This is a genomic window from Legionella shakespearei DSM 23087 (genome assembly GCF_000373765.1).
GTDB classification, from domain to species: Bacteria; Pseudomonadota; Gammaproteobacteria; order Legionellales; family Legionellaceae; genus Legionella; species Legionella shakespearei.
Genome location: NZ_KB892393.1, coordinates 96707 through 118807 on the forward strand (window position 1 = coordinate 96707; position 22101 = coordinate 118807).

Sequence of the window (22101 nt, forward strand, 5' to 3'; positions counted from 1 at the left end):
TTTTAAAATAGGCATAGTGAAGCCAACATAATGGGTATATACTTCATCAATCCCTATTTACCAGTACTTTTTATGCTGAGCTACCAACACGGATATCATGCAGGAAACTTTGCCGATGTCATCAAACACCTGACGCTAACGCGTCTCCTGAATTATCTGAAACTTAAAGATAAGCCTTTATTTTATCTGGAAACCCATTCCGGTAAAGGAATATACGATTTAAGGGACAAACAGGCAGAAAAAACTGGCGAATACAAACAGGGAATACAATTAATCTGGCCTGACAGAAAGCAATTACCGGCAGAATTTAAAGAGTATTTCGAGACGATTAAATTTTTAAATCAGGACGAAGGTTTAAGATACTATCCTGGCTCCCCATTTTTCGCAATAAATGCCTTACGGATGCAAGACAGATTGTATTTGTGTGAGCTTCATCCTGCAGAGTTTGATGCTCTGGATGAAATGGCTCATTACAATAAGAAAGTACATCTGAGTAATAATGATGGTATCCACAGTATGAAAGCGTTGGTGCCACCACCTGAAAAAAGAGGATTAATCTTTATTGATCCTTCCTTTGAACGTAAAGAAGAATACAAAGAAATCCCGCTTGCAATAAAACAGGCTTTTGCCAAATTTTCAACCGGTGTGTATTGCCTCTGGTATCCGGTTGTAAACCGTAAACTGACTGAGCAGCTCATTCGTGGAATGAAAAGCATTCCCTCTAAAAATGCCCTGAGAATCGAATTTAATCTGACCCTGGCACCAAAAGATGGGATGACAGGTTGTGGTTTATGGATTATCAATCCTCCTTATACTTTGGAAGCTGAAATGAAATCTGTTATGACGGCATTGAGAAGCTACTTCAACCCGGGCGTATCTTCCTTCATTCTCGAATCAGAAACTGGTCAAGGTGCTGAGAAATAAATGACTGTTTACCCGATTCCTGCATTTACCGATAACTATATCTGGGCGATCATTGATGCAAAGGCCGCAGTATTTGATTGTGTTGACCCGGGGGATGCAGCGCCTGTTATTCACTTTGCCCGCCAAAATCAGCTAAACCTCAGGACTATACTGTTAACGCACCATCACCATGATCATATTGGCGGTGTAAAAGATCTGGTGAACGCCTACCCTGCGTGCCAGATATATGGGCCTGATGATGCACGCATTGCCAATATGACGCATGTTGTACAGGAACATCAGATTATTCAGGTGGGTAACTGCCGTTTTCGCATACTGTTTAATCCTGGCCATACTTCCAGCCATATCAGCTATTACGAACCCGAACAGGAGTGGTTGTTTTGCGGTGATACTTTATTTTCAGCCGGTTGTGGCAGAGTATTTGATGGAACCATAGAACAGTTACATCGCTCCATGCTGCTGTTTAAAGATTTGCCTCGAACGACAAAAGTATTTCCTGCACACGAATACACGCGGCAAAACCTCAGGTTTGCCCATACTGTAGAACCAGGAAATCAGGTTATAAGCCAATATCTTAAAAAGCTGGAAACACCAGCCTGCTCGCTTCCCTCAACCATGGATTTGGAATTATCAATCAATCCGTTTTTGCGCACAGACCAAGAGGAAGTAATCGCTTATGCACTTAGAAACGGCGCGTTGACAAGTAATTCTCTGGATGTGTTTACAGAGCTGAGAAACAAAAAAAATACATTTCAATAAGAATCCGGAAACTCATGACAAAATACTCATGGAGTTCTAATTTGGCTCTCTTTGGATCTTTGAGGGTCAAGAAGGTTTAATACTTTGTCAAATTTTAGTAGACTGTTAAACCCTCTATATTCACAGGCAATACTATTGAAATCTAAGTTATTCATAATAAAAATTTTTTTATTTTGCTGCTTGATCTTTAATGGCATTTCTAATGCATCAATTGCTAGTGAAGCACCTGATGTCTGGGATGTATTGCGTAGTGAATTTATGATAAGTCATGAAGTCAATCGTCCTGAGGTCCAGGAACAAATCCGATGGTTAGCTGCTCACCCCAGTTATCTGCAGAAAGTGAGTCGTCAGTCAGAACCTTACATTTATCACATCGTTGGTGAAATTAAAAGACGTCATCTTCCTGGCGAACTGGCCTTGCTGCCGATGATAGAAAGTGCTTATGATCCTTTTGCCTATTCAGGAGTAGGTGCCGCAGGCCTATGGCAATTAATGCCGGGGACCGGAACCGATTTAGGCTTGAAGCAGGATTGGTGGTTTGATGGCAGACGCAGTATCAGACCGTCTACAGATGCGGCCTTAAATTACCTGGTTTATCTGAACAGATTCTTTGAGGGTAATTGGATACTGGCAATAGCTGCCTATGACGCAGGAGAAGGTACTGTATCCCGTTCGATTAAATCGACGACTCGCCCTAGTCGTGCTGTAGATTTCTGGAATATCCCTCTTCCGGCAGAAACAAAAGCATACATTCCACGCTTGTTGGCTTTGGCAGAAGTTATAAATAATCCTGCTCGTTATAAAATTGATTTACCCAATATCCCTTATTTGCCTTATTTTGAGGAAGTAAATATTGGCAGCCAAATTGATTTAAATCATGCAGCAAAGCTTGCAGGTATCAGTTACAAAGAGTTAATTAAGTTAAATCCCGGCTATAATCGATGGACAACAGCGCCTTACAAGCCCTTTAAATTATTAATCCCTGCTGAAAAAGTACAACGCTTTAACTTAAACCTGTCGAATGTACCAGAGGAAGATCGGATTAGCTTCACCAAGCATCAGGTAAAACATGGGGATAGCCTTGATACTATAGCGACAAAATATCACACCACCGTGAGTTTAATTAAACAATTAAACCAGCTTAAAACGAATCATGTGAAGCCCAACCAGTCCATTTTAATTCCTAACAGTAAAAATACCTCTGTCGTGGCCAAAAGCGAGACGCCAAAGATGACAGCTTCAGCAGCGCCGGTATCAGCAACACCGCTGTTAAAACCATTAACTGCGGCAAGAAATCACCGCGTCATTCACATAGTGCAAAATAACGAAAACTACAAAAAAATTCAGCAAACCTATGGCGTCAGCGCAAAAGACATTCAGCTGTGGAATAAACTGGATATAAATAAGCCTTTACGAAAAGGCCAGCAACTCATCATATGGAAACGGGTAAAAGAACCCATCCAATATGTGGTAAAATCTGGCGACAGTCTGAGCGCTATAGCCAGACTTCATCAAACTAAAGTTCACAAGATTCTTGAATTAAATCCCTCGCTAAAGGGCAGAGCGTTGCAGCCGGGGCAAAAAATATTGATAGGATAGATTCATCAAGAATCCTGGCAGAATGTGTAGCCCGGTCTGCTTGCAGCCGGGATGGCAAGAACGCTGCGGGGAAAAATCTTGTGCCAATGCTTCGAGACGGCGCAAAAAAGCCGCGCCTCCTCAGCACGAACGGATTGTGCGAGTGCGAAAAAAATTATGGTGTTATTCAGAATTCATTGTAAACTCAAAATAAGGTTTTAGTTAGCTCATCCCACTCACCGACCCATTCGTGCTGAGGAGGGGTGGGAACCCCGTCTCGAAGCAGGCACCAAGGCAAAAAGTTTGTGCCAATGCTTCGAGACGGCGCAAAAAAGCCGCGCCTCCTCAGCACGAACGGATTGTGCGGAGGTAAAAAGTTGCATTCCTATCCAAAACTCACATTATTTTAAGTTTATTTTGATTTTCCGGTACGAAGCTTGCAGGAGAGTGCCAAAACTTGTGTTATACTGTTATTAACTTATTAATAATTTAAATAATATGAAATTACTGTTTGATTTTTTCCCCATAGTCTTATTTTTTATCGCGTATAAATTTTTCGATATTTATACTGCTACTGCTGTTGCCATGGCTGCATCTTTAAGTCAGGTCGCTTTTTATCGCTTGAAATTTCAGCATTATGAGAAAATGCATATAATAAGTCTGGCAATCATTATGGTGCTTGGCGGTGCCACTTTGTTTTTCCATAATCCCTTGTTTATCAAATGGAAGCCTACAGGAGTATACTGGTTATCTGCTATAGTCTTTTTTGGCTCCAGCTATATTGGCTCGAAACCTCTGATTCAACGAATGATGGAAGCTAAAGTTAAACTTGCTCCAAGAGTCTGGCATAGGCTCAATATGGGCTGGTCTCTGTTTTTTATTTTGATGGGCGCATTAAATCTTTACATTGCTTATTATTATGATACAAATGCATGGGTTAACTTTAAATTGTTTGGCGGAGTCGGATTTACTTTACTGTTTGTATTAATACAAGCATTCTATCTGACAAAACACATGGATGAAGGCGAACTCGAGAAGCAATAATAACTGAATCTGCATCCAAAAGATCAGCAGGAGCACTAATGAGACTATTACTTGTTGAAGATGATGAACTACTTGGTGATGCTGTAAAAACTGGTTTAACGCAATTTGGTTATATTGTTGACTGGCTTAAAGATGGTGAAGCAGCACGTGCCGCACTAAAATCTGAATCCTTTGAGTTAATCATTCTCGACTTGGGGCTACCCAAAATGTCGGGTCTTGCCCTGTTGCAGAGTATCAGACATGATGGGAACCCTACTCCAGTTATCATCCTCACAGCCCGTGAATCTATAGAAGACAGAGTTAAGGGACTGGATAGCGGTGCTGACGATTACTTGATTAAACCTTTTGATTTAAATGAATTAAGTGCACGTATCAGAGCTTTGGTAAGACGTTCTCAAGGCCGTGCAGACTCTGTTCTGCAATACAGGAACATTACTCTTGACCCGGCGGCTCACTCCGTTTTGGTTGATGACGTAGTGGTTAATGTGCCACGCAGGGAATTCGCTTTATTGCAGAAATTACTGGAAAACAGCGGACAGGTATTATCTCGCGAACAGTTAATGCAAAGTATTTATGGCTGGGAGGAAGACGTTGACAGTAATGCGTTGGAAGTCCATATCCATAATTTACGTAAAAAACTTAACGCCAACTTTATTCGCACCATTCGTGGTGTTGGATATATGGCTGAAAAAAATGATGGTGTCATTGCATCGTGAAATCTTCTATAAGAAAATTTCTATTAATTAATCTTCTTTTAGCCATTACGATTACTACATCATTAACCGCCATAGGTAACTATTATCTGGATCAGAAAGACATTCAGGATCACCTTGATACCTTAATGGCTATCTCTGCCCTATCCTACCAGGCTTTATTAGGCGATGATTTACACCAAAGACCTTTAACCAAAATTCAGGATGCTCTGGAAACCATTCCACAAAAAATTAATGCTTATTATCAAAAGCGCTATTTAAATGATGAATCTCCTGAAAACTATCTCGATAAATTTAACTTTCAGGTATGGACTAACGGTGGCAAATTATTGCTTCATTCATCTACGGCACCCAAAATACCACTCACGTCAGAAATTGATGGCTTTAGTGATAAAACACTGGCAAATCAGGATTGGCGCGTTTTTACTACTTATAACGATAAGGCTGGAGTCCGCACTGTGTTAGCGGAACGTTATGATACGCGAAATGAATTGGGACATAGAATTGCCCAGGATGATTTGTACATCATGCTATTGACCTTTCCTTTATCAGGCTTATTGATCTGGATTATCATCGGACGAGGGTTGGATAGCCTTGATAAAGTTGCTGAAGAGGTTGCCAACAGAGCGCCGACTCACCTCGAACCGGTAGATTTGCAAGAGGTTCCAGAAGAAATTAAGCCTGTGATTGATGAACTTAACAAGTTGTTTTATCGTCTTAAAGAAGGCTTTGAACGTGAAAAGCGTTTCGCTGCTGATGCAGCCCATGAACTGCGTACACCGTTGGCGGCATTGAAAGCACAAGCACAGGTTGCCCTTAATTCAAATGACATAGAAGAAAAGAATCAGGCGCTGCAAAAGCTAATCGCCAGTGTGAACCGCAGTACTCATATAGTTCAACAGTTATTGACCATGAGTCGATTAGTCCCTGAAGCGACCAGCATTCAAGATGAAGATGAAGTCAATTTAGGCAAATTGGCGCGGGAAATATTGGCCATGCTGGCCCCTTCCGCTCTGGAGAAACATATTGAACTGGAGTTTGAAAGTGATGATAAAATTCCTAAAATATACGGCAATCCAACGGCATTGGGAATTTTGATCCGTAATCTTGTTGATAATGCCATTCGTTACTGCAATAACAATGGACGTGTTATTGTTCGTTTGTTACAGCAAAACGATGAATTGGTTCTTGAAGTCGGCGATAATGGTCCAGGCATTCCACCCGAATTACAGGCTCGCGTTTTTGAACGCTTTTTCAGAGTGTTAGGGAATAAAAGCCCGGGAAGTGGTCTGGGGCTAGCCATAGTACAACAAATCTGCGAACTGCATGGCGGCCGGATAACTCTTGATTCACCAAAAGAAGGAACAGGCCTTATTGTAAGGGTTTTCTTACCATTAAGAACCGAATCATAATATTAAATGTAGCCTTGATGGAGTGATCCTCACCTATTCAGTAACACTCAGATCGATGCAGAATCGCCTTCCCCTCTCCGGGGGAAGGTGCCCGACAGGGCGGATGGGGGGATCAAAAGGAGTCTTTTATCAATAAGGCATGTTGTTTTGAGCTTTTACGTTTCATGAGTGTTTTTTTTGATCCCCCCACCCGCCCTGTCGGGCACCCTCCCCCGGAGGTGGAGGGGCTACTTACGAAGATCATCCTGTTTATTTGCATCCTTTTTACAGGGTTAAAATAGGTGAGGAGCACTCAGAACGACAGCGTAATCAAGGCTACGGTTAATATATTAGAACCCCATGAATTGTTGTCTATCGCGAAGACAAAAGCTGTAGTGCTTCGCGTATTAATTGTTCGCAGCTTTTGATTCCATCGTCAATTTTATTCACTACTTTCAACGCTTCTTGTGGTTTATATCCTAAAGCCTCTAAAGCGCTTATTGCTTCATCCTGGCTGTTACGAATTAAAGGGCTTTGTCTGTGTGACGATTCGGCTGCTGCCTCGCCAAATTGTTTAATGCTGTCGCGCATTTCAACAACCAAACGCTCCGCCGTTTTCTTGCCTATGCCAGGTAATTTAGTCAATAAGGCTGCATTTTCCTGGTGGATGCATTGGATGAATTCATCAGGAGAAATACTGGAAAGAATGGCCATAGCCATTTTAGGCCCTACACCATTGACTTTGATTAATGCTCTGAATAAGGCTCTTTCCTGCTTGTCCAGAAAGCCATAAAGCAATAAGGCATCTTCACGGACTACAGTATGAATGTGCAGGCCAACAGGCTTATTATGGCTTTCTAATTGGAAGAAAGTATTTAATGAAGTTTCAACATCATAACCCACCCCATTCACATCAAGCACTAACCTTCCGGGTTGATGTTTATCAACAATAGTGCCATTTAACCAACCGATCATCGCGTTCTCCTTCCCCTGCTGTATCCTTGTTTTCCTGCCAAAGAAGCCAGGCCATTGCGCATATGGCTATGACAAATAGCTATGGCCAAAGCGTCCGCAGCATCATTTTGTGGTGAACTGTTAAGCATCAGCAAATGAACAACCATGTGATTCACCTGATCTTTTTCAGCAGCGCCATACCCCACAACCGTCTGCTTCACCTGACGCGCAGAGTATTCACTTACCTTGATACGGTGTGAAGCCGCTGCGACCATTGCAACACCACGCGCCTGGCCTAATTTCAAAGCAGAATTAGGATTCTGATGCATAAAGACTTGCTCAATAGCTACTTCGTCGGGCGAGTAATGATCCATCAATTCACAGATGCCGTCATATATCTGTAATAATTTGGCACTTAACTCCGCATCTGGCGAAGTACGGATACACCCACTGTCTATGTATTCAATTTTACGGTTTGTTTCTTTTATCAAACCGTATCCGGTAATCCGTGAACCTGGGTCTATCCCTAAGATAATAGTCATTAATTCATTGATTCTAATAAGCTTTCAGAAAATTCTGCATTATAATAAACTTCCTGAACATCATCCAAATCCTCAAGCATATCGATGAGTTTGATTAATGAGTCCGCAGTTTCATCATCGACCGCAATCAAAGTCTGGGCACGCATGGTCAAATGCGATTGTTCTACAGCAAGACCTGCATCCTGTAATGCATTTAAAACAGCATGATAAGATTCTACGGGAGTAATGATTTCAATTTGGTCTTCATCCACCGAAACATCAGAAGCGCCAGCATCTATAGCAACTTCCATCACCTGATCTTCAGATTGGCCAGCGGTCATCAGGATTTCACCCTGATTAGAGAACAAATAGGATACAGAGCCATCAGTCCCCAGATTACCACCATTTTTTGTAAAGGCATGGCGCACGTCAGAAACAGTTCTGTTTTTATTGTCAGACAGGCAATCAACCAAAACAGCAATTCCACCTGGACCATAACCTTCATAGCGCATAGCAACCATAGCATCTCCATCCAGGCCGCCGACTCCGCGCTTCACTGCATTGTCTATGGTATCGCGTTTCATGTTGTTGCTCAGAGCCTTTTTTACCGCATCACGCAGCCGAGGATTTGTTGACTCATCACCGCCGCCCATGCGGGCAGCTACTGTAATTTCACGAATTAATTTGGTAAATATTTTCCCGCGTTTGGCATCTTGAACCCCCTTACGGAATTTTATATTTGCCCACTTACTATGACCTGCCATCACATCACCTCATACTCAATTTGTAATTACCCCAATTATACCTTGCTCCCGCATTAAAAAGAACGCCCTAAACCCATTTCGCACTCGACAATTTTAAGTTTTATAGACTATGCTAGCCAGATCCGCGAAATTTTTTAAAGGAGATGAACAGTGTATTTGCAAGGATTTGGTAATTATCATCACAGTGAGGCAGTAGCTGGTGCCTTACCTAATAATCAAAATTCACCACAGCACTGTAATTTAGGTCTTTATGCCGAACAATTAAGCGGTACTGCCTTTACTCGGCCCCGACATAATAATCTTCACAGCTGGCTTTACAGGATTCTTCCTTCCGTGGCTCAGGGCAGTTATTATCCATACGAAAAAATGATAAGCCATCCTTATCATAAAGAACAATCACCCAATCCATTACGCTGGTCTCCTGTGTATTCGAGTTCACAAATTGAATGTACTTTTGTTGATGGATTATTTCATGTGGCAGGAACAGAAACAGTTCAAGCCTATACTTATGCATGCAATCATTCCATGACCCATCAGTATTTTGCCAATAATGATGGGGAAATGCTTTTTGTGCCTTATCATGGGGAAATTAATTTGCACACTGAATTCGGAAAGCTCAACCTTTGTCCTGGCACAATTGCAGTGATTCCTCGCGGAGTGAAATTCAGAGTAGAAGTAATTGGGAAAGAAGCTAAAGGCTATCTGTGTGAAAACAGCGGTAATCCCTTAACCTTGCCCCAGCTTGGGCCAATAGGTGCTAATGGATTGGCGAATCCCCGTCATTTTAATTATCCGGTAGCATCATTCGAAAAAACCAGTGCTGAGTGTACTATAGTCTGCAAACACCAAAACAAATTATGGTTTTCTGTCAGCGATCATTCTCCCTTGAATGTTGTTGCATGGCATGGCAATTATGCACCTTACAGTTACGATCTCTCGCTGTTTAATACGATTAATACCGTAAGCTTTGATCATCCGGATCCGTCTATATTTACCGTACTTACATCAGAAAGCGATACTCCGGGAGTCGCCAATCTGGATTTTGTTATTTTCCCCCCCAGATGGATGGTAGCGGAACATACATTCAGACCTCCTTATTTTCATCGCAATTACATGAACGAGTTAATGGGTCTAATACGAGGTGAGTACGATGCCAAAAAAGAGGGTTTTACTCCGGGCGGTATCAGTATCCATAATTGCATGATACCTCATGGCCCTGATCACAACTCTTATGAAAAGGCTGCGGAAAAGGAATTAAAGCCTGAATATTACGATGCCCTGGCATTTATGTTTGAAACCAGAGGACTATGGCAAGTGACAGAACAGGCAAGGCATAATCCTGCTTTTCAGGGGGATTATATTAATTGCTGGAAGGGTTTTAAAGCTAATTTTAAGGGGTAGTGTAACCAGTTCCCGTCGTCCTGAGCGCGTCTTTTTGCGCGAAGGATCTCCTAATACTGGCACCGTGCCGCTTTTCGGGAGATCCTTCGCGCAAAAAGACGCGCTCAGGACGACGTAGTTCTACGACATGGTTCTACAATGTGGTTTTGGGAATGGGTAGCCCGGTTGCTTGCAACCGGGCTACGAAAGGTTTAGAACAGATCTTCCTGGGTTAAGCCTACTCGTTCCAATAGCGATCTCAGAGTCTTCAAAGCCTCAACCTGAATCTGTCGCACTCGTTCACGAGTTAAATCAATTTCTTTACCTACATCTTCCAGAGTCGCCTTTTCAAAGCCTCTCAGCCCAAAGCGTCTTGCAATCACTTGCTGCTGATTTTCTGTTAGCTTGTCTAACAGAGACTCTATATGCAAACGCAGATTTTCATTCGTTAATAATTCAGCAGGATTAACGCTGTTTTCATCTGCTATGGTATCCAAAAGTGATTTGGTTTCATCATAACCGATTGGCGTATCAACCGAGGTGATTTTGTCATTTAGCCCCAGAAGCTTTTGTACGTCCTCCAAGGGTTTATCAACCATTTCGGCAATTTCTTCCGGAGAAGGCTCGTGATCCAGCTTTTGGGTTAATTGGCGCGCCGCACGCAGGTATACATTAAGCTCTTTGACCACATGAATTGGCAAACGAATAGTTCTCGTCTGGTTCATAATAGCCCGTTCTATGGTTTGGCGTATCCACCAGGTGGCATAAGTTGAAAATCTGAAGCCGCGTTTGGGATCAAATTTTTCTACAGATTTCATCAAGCCCAGATTGCCCTCTTCAATCAAATCAAGTAAGGGCAAGCCACGATTCAGATAACGGCGGGAAATTTTAACGACCAGGCGCAAATTGGATTCGATCATTTTTTTACGTGCAGCCACATCACCCTTAAGGGCAAGTGTCGCGTAATGAACTTCCTCCTCAGCACTCAGCAATGGCGAAAACCCGATTTCACTCAAATAAAGTTGGGTCGCATCCATAGCCTTAGCTATATTCTTGCCTCGATGGAAAGAAGGAAAGGCAACATCATCAGCGAAATCAGGAAAGTCACCGAGCTCTTCATCTTCTGATTTGTCGACAACCGAATCCATATCTTCTTCGATTAATAACGATTCATCATCAGGCTCAGCCCATTCTTCATCCTTGATTTCAGTCTCTTTAATTGGCTCGTCTTCCTCATGCATTGTATCACCTATAATGTTTAGCCTGCCGTTAAAGGTTTCAAGTGGTGTCATCTTTTCTGTTTTAGATCATCAGATTAAATACCAACCACCCACTCTTTCCCAACATGTCTATTGTTGCTATAACTACAAGTTATATGTCAACCTTTTTGTAGATAATTCAATGGATTGACTGGTATACCTGCCTTTCTGATCTCAAAATGAACACCCCAGTACTTTCTTTCTATGACTCCGGCTTCCGCAATAACCTGCCCAGAACTCACTCGCTGCCCTTCTGTAACCAGATTCCTTGCATTGTTACCATAAGCTGTTAAATATTCATTATTATGCTTGATAATAATCAGATTACCATATCCTGCCAGACCACTTCCAGCATAAGCCACCACACCACTGGATGATGCCCTGACTTTGTCCCCTTTCTTACATGCAATATTTATGCCTTTTTTACCCTGAGATGGGATAAATGACGCAACCACCTGTCCATTTACCGGCCATAACCATCCACCGGATGAATGTCGCGAAAAGATTGGAGAATGAATGATTGGTTGTTTCACTCGCGGAGCCGGACGGGAATAATGTGGCGTATAAACACGGCGTGGAGCGGCAGATCGGCGCGGCAAACCTTGTACATTAAGAACTTGCCCAACTCGCAGGGAGTAAGGTGGCCGCAAATGGTTCAACTGGGCCAGACGCCTGAAATCAGTATCATAGCGGAATGCAATGGCGTAAAGCGTTTCACCACGTCGGACAATATGGTTGTTTTGATTTCTGGAATAAGGCTGCCACTTTAATTCAGAAACAGGCGCTAATTGACTTCTTGTCCCGCAAGCGGCAAGAATTAGCACCAGAAGGAGGCAAAAAAGTCTTTTGCATAAAGTCAGCATGGTTACATACTCAAATTTAATAAATTAATACTGCAAACCAGTCTCACATACTCAGATAATAACATTTAATCAAGAACATTAAATCCATTAAGCCAGGTAGATAACTGATCAAAAATTTTATAATGGGTCATGTCCAAATGAAGTGGGGTAATGGAAACATAGCCCGAATTAACAGCATGAAAATCCGTTCCTGGCCCTGCGTCCGCCTCCAATCCAGGAGGACCAACCCAATAAATAGGTCTGCCACGCGGATCATATTCTTTTACCATGGGCTCGGCACCATGACGGGTTCCAAGGCGCGTCACCTGTAAGCCCTTAATTTTTTCCAGTGGTAAATTAGGTACGTTTATATTGAGGATTGTTTGCGATGGTAATTTATTACGGCTTAATTTCACTACCAATTGCTTTGCAATCACTGCTGCCGTCTGATAATTCAGATTGTGTTCACCAACCATGGAAACAGCTATAGCTGGCAACCCCAGATAGCGACCTTCCATTGCCGCAGCCACAGTACCTGAATAGAGGACATCATCACCCAAATTGGCGCCTTCATTAATTCCTGACACCACAATATCAATAACGGGTTCTAAAAACCCGGTTAATGCCAAATGCACACAATCCGTAGGAGTGCCTTCAACGCTGTAATAGCCATTATCGAGTTGCTTTACTCTTAAAGGGTCTCTCAAGGTCAGGGAATTACTCGCGCCACTACGGTTTCTGTCCGGTGCAACGACATTGACTTCCGCTATAGTAGCTAATTCAGTTGCTAACACTTTGATTCCAGGAGCAGTTACTCCATCATCATTACTAACTAATATTCTCATCATTAACTCTCTGGTGATTCCAGCCATTTTACGACAGCTAAATAATCCACTAAATCCAGTTCATTTTGTTTCAAGGCTTTCTTTAATTCTTCATTAGAACCGTCAGTTTTTAATTTGCTTCGCTGATCTGCAATGGTTTGCTGAATGGCCAGAATTTTGTTACCAAAGCCTTGTGGACTGTACTGTAACTGATAGGCAAGACTGGTTAAACGACTATTAAGCTCGCCAAGCTGGGCACAGGTTGCCCCTTCTGGTTGTTGATTGGGGCAGGCTTTTATCGCCTGTTGCAATTCTTTTATATTGTTTCGGTAATACTGCTCATCTTTCTGATTGCAGGACGTTAATCCGAGGATCATTAACCCTAGCACCAAGTACTTATTCATTCACACCCTCTTGATGTAGACTACAAAAAACCGATATTATCACCAGTCAAGAAGTAACGCTATCTTATGAGAAGACCATATGCTTGATTTCAGATTGAATCGTGATCCACAAACCGGTGAGCTGTACATTGAAACATCACTAAGTGGAAAACCTTTACTCACCACCCCTCAATTAAATAAAGGCACCGCTTTCACTCAGGAAGAAAGAAAAGATTTTGGCTTATTAGGAAAATTGCCAAACCGTGTAGAAACCATAGATGAACAGGTAAAACGCGCTTACCTGCAATATTCCAGTTACACCACACGATTACAACAAAATATTTATCTGAATAATTTGCACGACAAAAATCAGATTCTTTTTTATAAACTGCTAAGCCGTCATTTGGGAGAAATGTTACCTACTATTTATACTCCAATTGTAGGAACAGCAGTAAAACGTTTCAGCCATGAATACCGCCAGCCTCGTGGTCTTTACATAGCCCATTCGGATAAAAACCAGATTGAAGAAATCATTGCTAACCGCTCCAATCCGGAAATTGATCTTATAGTAGTAACTGATGGTGAAGGAGTTTTGGGTATTGGCGATCAAGGGATAGGTGGAATGGATATTCCGGTTGCTAAACTCATGGTGTACAGCCTCTGTGGCGGAATTGATCCTACACGCACCCTTCCCGTTTTTCTGGATGTTGGAACGAATAACCAGGATTTACTCAATGATCCTATGTATCTCGGTTGCCGTCATCCGCGTATTCAAAACGCAGATTACGATGAATTTATTCTGGCCTTTGTTACGGAAATACATAAACAATTCCCCAATGCCTTTTTACACTGGGAAGATTTTGGACGAGGCAATGCCAGACGTTTGCTTGACCAGTATCAGGATGAATTATGTACTTTTAATGATGACATTCAGGGAACAGGAGCTGTAACACTTTCTGCATTACTGGCAGCTTGTGATGTAACCGGCACTCCGTTAAAAGATCATCGTATCGTTGTGTTTGGAGCAGGTTCTGCGGGCACGGGTATCAGCGATCAAATCGTTGATGCTATGGTCAGAGAAGGACTTTCTCCAAAAGAGGCTTATCAGCGATTCTGGCTTATTGACAGACAAGGCTTGCTACTCGAAAGCGATCAGGATTTGACTGATGCGCAAAAACCTTATGCACGATCATCTAAAGAGATTAAAGCATGGGCTATTAATGAAAAGCAGCATCCATCACTTACTGATACGGTACGTCATGTGAAACCCACTATTTTAATTGGCTGTTCGGCCCAGACTGGTGCCTTTTCACAAGATATCATTGAAACCATGGCAGTCACTTGCGAGCGCCCTATTATTTTCCCACTGTCTAATCCTGATGAAAAGTGCGAGGCACAACCGGCTGATATTCTGCACTGGACTCAGGGACGCGCCTTGATTGCAACGGGTACGGCATTCCCTGCTGTTGAATATCAAAACCGTATGGTTGAGATAGCTCAATGCAATAATGCCTTGGTCTTTCCCGGTATTGGTTTAGGCGTTTTGGCAGTCAGCGCCACTCGTTTGACTAAAGACATGATTTTGGCGTCTGCCGAAGCATTATGTCAGTTTGCTCCGAGTAAAAAAGACAGCTTTTTACCTCTATTGCCTTCTCTGGATAATGCACAAACGGTTGCCAAGTCTATTGCGGTTGCAGTGGCTCGTTGTGCTATTGAATCAGGTTATGCACAAACGAATCAGGATAAGGATTTAGAACAACTGATAGAAGATATGTTTTGGGAGCCACGATACTTGCCTTTCAGGAAGGGAATGGTTGAGTAAACCAGAAAATGGCACAGTGCCGTAGCCCGGTCTGCTTGCAGCCGGGATAAACCATGTACAGTAAAGGCAGAACCACATCACCTTCCAGTACCCGTCGTCCTGAGCGCGTCTTTTTGCGCGAAGGATCTCCAAATATCAGCACCATGCCGCTTTCAGGAGATCCTTCGCGCAAAAAGACGCGCTCAGGACGACGTGAATCCGAAAATTGCGTCAGTTTCTTCTACTGTGTTTCAAAATTCACCGTAACTTTTTGAACCGTGCCCCCTTTGTCCTCCCAGGGACGTGCATATTTGAATACCATATCGGTTTTGGCCGGATAGGTTTTTCCCTTGTTCAGGGTAAAAGTAAACAACATCTTTCCTCCCGCGCCAATTAATTTATTATTGGGCTTTTGATATTGACTGCCTGAGAGCGTTAATAGCCCTTTATCAAAGGAAACAACCTTCCATTGGTATCCTGTTGTAGGATTGGCATTCAGTGATACAGTAAAATTCTTGTTGTTGGAATTTACATCGATTGATACATCATCCGCATGAGCCATTAGCGAGTACCCAAAAAGTAAAGCCAGGAGTAAAATAAATTTTTGCATAGTGATCCTTAGTCAGTTCTGGTAAACCGAGCCGCGACCGTGAGGGAGCGGAACAGTTGGATGATGGCACAATTTATTCGTATTACCAACTGTTCCGCTCCCTCACGGTCGCGGCTCGGTTTTCTTTGCCGGTAACAGCTATTTAATAAGGATTTCGATTCGCATTAATCTGTTTCAAAATACCGCCATCAAACATCAATTGATACTGAAACTCTGCCGGAGATTTTTGATAGATCCAGGTTTCTATATACGTAGTACTAACTCCTATCTGATAACCAAATTCATTGAAAACAGGCACTGCTTGTTCGAATATCTGTTTATCCAGAGGCTCTCCGCATTTAGACAATACAGTGTAGGCGCTGTCTCCCTCATAAACCAGCTTCTCACCACATCGCATAGCATAAACATTGGGAAGCAATAGAGTAAACAAAATCAGAGCCAGTGTATACCGTATCAACATTCCATTCTCCAACCAGACATCATGCTTAAAGTGTAGCACTTTGAAGTAGAATTATTCATCCCAATCGTCCCTTTCCTTATCGGATTCGGGCAAGAAACCACCTACCTGAGCGTCCCACATGGATTTATACAAACCATTTTTTGCCACCAACTCTTCATGAGTACCATCCTCAACAATCTTGCCTTGTTCAAAGACCAAAATTCTATCCATATGCAGCAAAGTAGATAATCTATGGGCAATGACTATGGTCGTTTTGGACTCCATTAACTGCCACAAAGAATTTTGGATGGCTTCTTCTGTCAGCGAATCCAGTTGTGAGGTTGCCTCATCAAGAATCAATATCTTTTCTTTTTTGAGAATAGCTCTGGCTATGGCGATCCGCTGCCTTTGACCTCCTGATAATTTAATCCCTCGTTCGCCAACCATAGTTTCGTAACCTTCAGGTAAAAGAGCGATAAAATCATCACAACAGGCCTGTTTGGATGCCCAAATCACTTCTTCATCGGTCGCATCAGGCTTACCGTAACGAATATTTTCCATTAAAGTACGATGAAACAAGGTAGTATCCTGTGGGATCATACTGATAGAAGATCGCAAAGAATCCTGAGTGACCTGACTGATGTTCTGGCCATCAATCAAAATCCGTCCCAATTCCACATTAAACAGACGCAAAATTAAATGGATAAAGGTGGTTTTACCGCTTCCTGAAAAGCCAACAAGACCTACTTTTTGGTTTGGCTTGATGGTTATCGATTTATTTTCGAAAACCTTTTTGCCTTTATTATAATGGAAGGTAACGTTTTCAAACTCAATTTTACCTTCGGTAACCTTCAGTGGTTTTGCTCCAGGAATGTCCTGGACATCAATGGGAGCGCTGAGCAACTCAATTGCCTGACGTGCTATACCGATCTCACGGTAAAAATCAGCCATGGCATGGCAGAGGTACCAGATTTGGGTCATGATGGCAAAAGATACATTAAAGATGAACACCAAATCACCAGTGGTAATCATTCCACGCTGCCAGAAAGACAGGAGTAAATACACCATGGTCACAAGCATTATGGTGACGGGAATATCCAGATATAAGCGAAATATGTTCATATAAATCATTAATCGCTTGTTACTGTTTCGCTCCTTTTCCTGACTTTTACCTACATAAGCCAACTCATCACGAGATCTGGCGAATAATTTCACCGCACCCGAATTACTTAAACTGTCTACTATTTTTCCGCTTAACGCACTTTTATCCTCAGCATTTTCTATAGAATATTTATCTACTTTTTTTGATAATTTATAACTGATAAATAACTGCACTATAATCCAGGTCAATAACACAATGGCGAACCAGTAATTGATAGTGCACATTAAAATCAAGGCAACAATAATGGATGAAAATGCAGCAATCGCATACCAGGTAATAATCATAAAAATAGAATCAAGGGCACGAGGCAAATCATTCACCTTATTTGCCAGGCTTCCCGCCATTTGATTAGAGAAATAGCGATATGATTGCCTGGTTAAATAGCCTAATACAGACATTCTGACATCAGCCTGAAATCTGGGAATTACATAACCCTGCCACCAGTTTTCCAATCTTAGAATCAACAGCAAAGTAATCCATGCGCCACCGCCAAGCCACAAGGCAGGCGCTACTGCTGCGAAAATATTTCCTCCTGCTGTATGAGCTCCCAGAGCATCGACAATCATTTTCAGAGAATAAGGAATGGCATTATTTTCCAGCACCATGGTAATAGGAGCTAAAAAAAAGACCGTAAAGGCCAGACGTTGCTTTTTTATAAAATGCCAGAAAAAGCGTCCCAGTTTTTTAGGAAGTACCACCTCTTGTTCTTGATCATTATTCATAAAATTACCTGTTAATGTCTGTCTGCTTAAGAGAAGTAACACCTACTTCCAAATCAAATGCCGAGCTATGTATAAGATAATTATAGTGAAGATCTTTAAAAATGGTTTTTAAGGAGCACGGCACATCGTTCAATATGCCCAATTTGTGCTACTATAAAATATATAAAGAGATTATATCTTGCCATATCAAAAACCTATGCGAGGGATTCAATGAGTGAACAATCAACCATGCCGCCAGAATTTTTTGCTGAGCTGACCTGGTTTAAAACGGGTGATGCATTATATCCTTATGCTAATACAGATGATGAGGATCAGGATTTTAAAATCAGGATTAATGATTTTCCTGAAGAGCCTCTGTATACCCTGATTAAAGATAGCAAAGTCCTGTGCAGCTTTAATGATTGGCCCCAACAATGGATCATTGAAGATAAATAATCGGATAATATCGGGTTCCTGTTCCACTTTCATATCTCTTAATTCCAATGTATTACGTTGCCATAACCCATTAGAACAAATCAAAGACAAAAATATCTTTTTTTGTGCTATATTTTTAATAAATACTACTGAAACGTGATTTATTCATTGGAGCATACTATGTCAATGGCAAAAATTGCTGGCTTGATAAAGTCAGGGGTTCGACAAGCTTCAAGCCATGCACCTAGAAATCCTCATAGTGAACGAGCAATGAGTGCGCTAAAAGCGATACCTCATGAATTGAGACAAGATATAGAATTTAAGTGCAGGAAAGTGGTGACTAGACTTTTTGCTCAGAATTTAACATTAGTGGAAGATGATTTCGATAAGATGTACACAGCAAAACCTATAGCAAAAGTTCCACATAACGGGAATCAGATAAGAGCCGCCTATCATAATGCTCTGGAACAAGCTGGCTTAAAAATGTCTCAAGGTACTTTTAATGGAATTCTGGAAATGGAAAAGGAGCATGGACCAGCAATCCCTGCGATACTGACACACATGTTAAGAGAAGAAATCAGGATATGCGCCTGGACGCATATGAGTGATCAAGAGTCAGTAGGTCTTTTAAGAAACAGGAATCTGTCTAAACATGGGAGAGCGGAAGGTCCTAGTATTGAGGCACTTATCGATAGATATTCTGCTGAAGCCCCCGATATGACAGCAGAGCAACTTTGGGAAAAAATTGGTGGCAAAGGGTTTGGCAGTACAAGTAAAGAATATGATAGGGATTTTGGAGCAATACCGGTATCTATCAGGGTAGGCCCTGATGGAGAGGTAGAATCTGCAGCTCAAAGATTGGCGCGCATGGTTGAGGACGAATTAAATAATCCAAAGCTTTAGTTACTACTTCAATGAGTTCTGCGTTGACTGACAGAATCGTTATAGCCCGTATTAGCGCCAGTGACACTAATACGGGCTATAACGACAACCTTCCTTTGGGCTATGTGACATAACTAGTGAATTACTTGGGACCTTTATATGAACTTGAAACAGGCAACTCCCAATTAGATAACATACCATTTGCATGAAAAACAGCTTTACCCTCATTATCTACCACAGACAATAAATTCTCTTCTGGAAAGTCATTTACTCGTATTCTTACAGGTTGACCAGCAACACGTGCAGCATAAGGAAATTCTGCATTTCCGGTTTTGGCCCAGGCAATTGCTTTTTCTGATAATTCTTTTGCCCACTTCTCACCTACAGATGTAACTGTAGAAGCAGCTCTTCTTCCTGCTGCTGAACCTGCGAAAATACCAATACCTCTTGCTAACATAAATAACTCCTGAACGAAGATCTTGAAACCTTCTGTATGAGGGGAATACCTGAATCACTTCATCAGATTGAAATGATCGCCTTAAAGACAACATTAGAACATATTGATACCATATTGGTCAATATAATTTGATAAAAAAACTCATAAAAAGTGAGAGCAGCACTTAATTAAGCTGTTTTGTAGCCGGTCTGCTTGCAGCCGGGATCGAAGTGGAATGATCCTTACAGAGCAAGCCCCCCTTGACTTCGCTTGTCCGTGGGAACCATGGATTCAGGGCAGAAACCCAGTCCCTGCCAGTATAACTGTTCCGCTTCCTGACGGTCGCGGCTCGGTTTCCGGTGCACGATAAAGTATCTACGAGCACACGAAAACCGAGCCGCGACCGTCAGGAAGCGGAAATTTTGTTGCGGCACAGAGCCTGATTGAGTGCGTAGCCCGGTCTGCTTGCAGCCAGGATCGAAGTGGCACAATTCCCGGCTACAAAAACCTCTTAAGCAAGTAAAGATTATTATCAATATAATCTTGATCTTAAACCGCATTAAAGCGATCATTTCCTCTTTTGCCAGTAGGAGTGCGTGTGGAACACGAAACCATGGAGTTTGATGTCGTCATAGTCGGAGCTGGTCCGGCTGGTTTGGCTGCTGCGATAAAATTAAAGCAATTGGCTTTGGCGGCGCAAAAAGAAATAAGTATTTGTATTCTTGAAAAAGGGGCTCAGGTAGGAGCACATATACTTTCTGGTGCAGTTTTGGAGCCTCGCAGCTTACAGGAACTTTTACCTGATAGCTGGCAGGATGCGCCATTAGACACGCCGGTCAGTAAAGACCTTTTTTATTTTATGACCAAGAATAAAGCTTATAAATTACCCACTCCCAAACCCATGCATAATCAGGGCAATTACATTATCAGCTTAGGCGAGCTCTGTAAGTTCCTGGCCGACCAGGCCGAAGCTCTCGGCTGTGAAATCTATCCTGGTTTTGCTGCTGCCGAAGTGCTCTTTAATGATAAAGATCAGGTTTCTGGCGTATCAACAGGTAGCGTTGGCATTGATAAAGCAGGAAAAGAAACCAACAATTATCAACCAGGCATGCATTTATTAGCCAAGCAGACTTTATTGGCAGAGGGATGTCGTGGCCAATTGAGTCAATATGTGATGAACCGCTATCATTTGCGTGACGATTGCCAACCCCAAACCTATGGTATAGGGATTAAAGAGATATGGCAGGTTGACCCATCACAACATGAGCCAGGTAAAGTGATTCATACCATAGGCTGGCCGTTGGATCAGGCAACTTATGGTGGCTCCTTTATGTATCATTTATCCAAACATCGCGTTGCTGTTGGCTTTGTTGTTGGGCTGGACTATAAAAACCCCTGGTTAAACCCCTTTGGTGAATTACAACGCTTTAAAACCCACCCTTTAATTCGCCCTGTTTTAACTGGTGGAGAACGTTTGAGCTATGGAGCTCGCGCGCTTAACGAAGGTGGTTGGCAATCGCAGCCGAAACTCACCTTCCCTGGTGGTGCGTTAATTGGTGATGCCGCTGGCTTTCTCAACGTTCCTAAAATCAAGGGAATTCATACTGCCATGCAATCCGGAATGTTGGCAGCACAATCCTGTTTTGAAGCCCTGCAGCAAGAACATACGGCTCAATTTGAATTAACCAGCTACCCGGAAAAAGTAAAAAATTCCTGGCTGGAAAATGAGCTTTATTCAGTACGTAACATCAGGCCAGGCTTTAAGTATGGCCTCATTCCAGGATTAATGAATGCTGCTTTTGAAACCTACATCACAAGAGGAAAATCACCCTGGACATTAAAAAATCATGCAGATTACAATACCTTAACGCCTGCAGAGAAAGCCCCTAAAATTGACTATCCCAAAGCAGATGGTGTTTTGACCTTTGACAAACTGTCCTCCGTGTTTTTGTCCAATACCTTTCACGAGGAAAATCAACCCTGCCATCTTAAATTAAAGCAACCGCGATTAGCTATAGACGTGAATTTAAAGACTTATGCTTCGCCAGAAAGCCGTTACTGCCCTGCTGCTGTGTATGAAATTGTTGAGGAAGAACACGGACCCAGACTGCAAATTAATGCACAGAACTGCATTCATTGTAAAACCTGCGACATAAAAGATCCGAAACAAAACATAGTCTGGCAAGCCCCTGAAGGCGGCGGTGGTCCAAACTATACAGGAATGTAATGTTCGTAACCCGGTTGCTCGCACACGTCGTCCTGAGCGCGTCTTTTTGCGCGAAGGATCTCCAAAGACTGG

At 42.3% G+C, this 22101-nt stretch carries 22 protein-coding genes; 11 read left to right on the plus strand and 11 right to left on the minus strand.

Going from position 1 to position 22101, the window contains the following annotated elements; genetic code table 11:
* Positions 1-72 precede the first annotated feature (72 nt).
* The 6 genes from B094_RS0106135 to B094_RS0106160 all read left to right on the plus strand — a co-directional run bounded on the left by B094_RS0106135 (position 73) and on the right by B094_RS0106160 (position 6430).
* A complete protein-coding gene (locus B094_RS0106135) occupies positions 73-924 on the plus strand; it encodes a 23S rRNA (adenine(2030)-N(6))-methyltransferase RlmJ (protein ID WP_026253908.1) in 852 nt (283 codons plus the stop codon).
* Positions 925-1683: a hydroxyacylglutathione hydrolase gene (gloB, locus tag B094_RS0106140; protein WP_018576927.1), complete on the plus strand. Its 759-nt coding sequence runs from the start codon at positions 925-927 to the stop codon at positions 1681-1683.
* 135 nt (positions 1684-1818) lie between these two features.
* Entirely contained in the window at positions 1819-3282 is a 1464-nt protein-coding gene (locus B094_RS0106145; RefSeq protein ID WP_018576928.1) for a lytic transglycosylase, read from the plus strand.
* 477 nt (positions 3283-3759) lie between these two features.
* Positions 3760-4305 carry a septation protein A gene (locus B094_RS0106150; RefSeq protein ID WP_018576929.1) on the plus strand — a complete coding sequence of 182 codons (546 nt, stop codon included), beginning with the start codon at positions 3760-3762 and terminating at the stop codon, positions 4303-4305.
* A gap of 38 nt (positions 4306-4343) precedes the next feature.
* Positions 4344-5021 (plus strand): response regulator, encoded by a 678-nt coding sequence (locus B094_RS0106155; RefSeq protein WP_018576930.1) that lies wholly within the window; start codon positions 4344-4346, stop codon positions 5019-5021.
* A complete protein-coding gene (locus B094_RS0106160) occupies positions 5018-6430 on the plus strand; it encodes an ATP-binding protein (protein WP_018576931.1) in 1413 nt (470 codons plus the stop codon). Before B094_RS0106155 ends, B094_RS0106160 begins: the two co-directional genes overlap by 4 nt.
* A gap of 351 nt (positions 6431-6781) precedes the next feature.
* Here the strand turns inward: B094_RS0106160 and ruvA are convergent, their stop codons facing one another.
* From ruvA to B094_RS0106175, 3 genes are read right to left on the minus strand one after another with little or no spacing between them, the layout of a single operon-like run.
* Positions 6782-7384, minus strand: coding sequence for a Holliday junction branch migration protein RuvA (ruvA, locus tag B094_RS0106165; RefSeq protein ID WP_018576932.1), 603 nt, complete (start codon positions 7382-7384; stop codon positions 6782-6784).
* On the minus strand, positions 7381-7905 hold the full coding sequence (gene ruvC, locus B094_RS0106170) for a crossover junction endodeoxyribonuclease RuvC (RefSeq protein ID WP_018576933.1): 525 nt from the start codon (positions 7903-7905) through the stop codon (positions 7381-7383). Before ruvC ends, ruvA begins: the two co-directional genes overlap by 4 nt.
* Entirely contained in the window at positions 7905-8648 is a 744-nt protein-coding gene (locus B094_RS0106175) for a YebC/PmpR family DNA-binding transcriptional regulator (RefSeq protein ID WP_018576934.1), read from the minus strand. Before B094_RS0106175 ends, ruvC begins: the two co-directional genes overlap by 1 nt.
* 150 nt (positions 8649-8798) lie before the next feature.
* Here B094_RS0106175 and hmgA point away from each other — a divergent pair, with 150 nt between their 5' ends.
* Positions 8799-10049: a homogentisate 1,2-dioxygenase gene (gene hmgA, locus B094_RS0106180; protein ID WP_018576935.1), complete on the plus strand. Its 1251-nt coding sequence runs from the start codon at positions 8799-8801 to the stop codon at positions 10047-10049.
* Positions 10050-10240: 191 nt separating this feature from the next.
* Here hmgA and rpoS read toward each other — a convergent pair whose 3' ends face one another.
* From rpoS to B094_RS0106200, 4 genes are all read right to left on the minus strand, one after another.
* On the minus strand, positions 10241-11269 hold the full coding sequence (rpoS, locus tag B094_RS0106185; RefSeq protein ID WP_018576936.1) for an RNA polymerase sigma factor RpoS: 1029 nt from the start codon (positions 11267-11269) through the stop codon (positions 10241-10243).
* A gap of 137 nt (positions 11270-11406) precedes the next feature.
* On the minus strand, positions 11407-12150 hold the full coding sequence (locus B094_RS0106190) for a peptidoglycan DD-metalloendopeptidase family protein (protein ID WP_018576937.1): 744 nt from the start codon (positions 12148-12150) through the stop codon (positions 11407-11409).
* A gap of 65 nt (positions 12151-12215) precedes the next feature.
* Positions 12216-12974, minus strand: a complete 759-nt coding sequence (gene surE, locus B094_RS0106195) for a 5'/3'-nucleotidase SurE (protein ID WP_026253909.1) — start codon at positions 12972-12974, stop codon at positions 12216-12218.
* A 2-nt stretch (positions 12975-12976) separates the two neighbouring features.
* Positions 12977-13357, minus strand: a complete 381-nt coding sequence (locus tag B094_RS0106200) for a hypothetical protein (RefSeq protein ID WP_018576939.1) — start codon at positions 13355-13357, stop codon at positions 12977-12979.
* Between the two features lie 79 nt (positions 13358-13436).
* Between B094_RS0106200 and B094_RS0106205 the strand changes: the two genes are divergently transcribed.
* A complete protein-coding gene (locus B094_RS0106205; protein ID WP_018576940.1) occupies positions 13437-15158 on the plus strand; it encodes an NAD-dependent malic enzyme in 1722 nt (573 codons plus the stop codon).
* A 220-nt stretch (positions 15159-15378) separates the two neighbouring features.
* On the opposite strand, the gene B094_RS0106210 is transcribed toward B094_RS0106205, so the two are convergent.
* The 3 genes from B094_RS0106210 to B094_RS0106220 form a co-directional block, all read right to left on the minus strand.
* On the minus strand, positions 15379-15747 hold the full coding sequence (locus B094_RS0106210; protein WP_018576941.1) for a protease inhibitor I42 family protein: 369 nt from the start codon (positions 15745-15747) through the stop codon (positions 15379-15381).
* Between the two features lie 142 nt (positions 15748-15889).
* Positions 15890-16207 carry a DUF2845 domain-containing protein gene (locus B094_RS0106215; RefSeq protein ID WP_018576942.1) on the minus strand — a complete coding sequence of 106 codons (318 nt, stop codon included), beginning with the start codon at positions 16205-16207 and terminating at the stop codon, positions 15890-15892.
* Positions 16208-16258: 51 nt separating this feature from the next.
* The gene (locus B094_RS0106220; protein WP_018576943.1) at positions 16259-18070 is read right to left on the minus strand and encodes an ABC transporter ATP-binding protein; all 1812 of its coding nucleotides are present in this window, start codon (positions 18068-18070) and stop codon (positions 16259-16261) included.
* A gap of 210 nt (positions 18071-18280) precedes the next feature.
* Here B094_RS0106220 and B094_RS0106225 point away from each other — a divergent pair, with 210 nt between their 5' ends.
* On the plus strand, positions 18281-18505 hold the full coding sequence (locus B094_RS0106225) for a hypothetical protein (protein ID WP_018576944.1): 225 nt from the start codon (positions 18281-18283) through the stop codon (positions 18503-18505).
* Positions 18506-18664: 159 nt separating this feature from the next.
* Positions 18665-19387, plus strand: coding sequence for a hypothetical protein (locus B094_RS0106230; RefSeq protein ID WP_018576945.1), 723 nt, complete (start codon positions 18665-18667; stop codon positions 19385-19387).
* Between the two features lie 121 nt (positions 19388-19508).
* On the opposite strand, the gene B094_RS15810 is transcribed toward B094_RS0106230, so the two are convergent.
* On the minus strand, positions 19509-19823 hold the full coding sequence (locus B094_RS15810) for a hypothetical protein (protein ID WP_018576946.1): 315 nt from the start codon (positions 19821-19823) through the stop codon (positions 19509-19511).
* Positions 19824-20400: 577 nt separating this feature from the next.
* Between B094_RS15810 and B094_RS0106240 the strand changes: the two genes are divergently transcribed.
* Complete coding sequence (locus B094_RS0106240; protein ID WP_018576947.1) at positions 20401-22029, plus strand: electron transfer flavoprotein-ubiquinone oxidoreductase; 1629 nt, start codon at positions 20401-20403, stop codon at positions 22027-22029.
* The last annotated feature ends 72 nt before the right edge of the window (positions 22030-22101 follow it).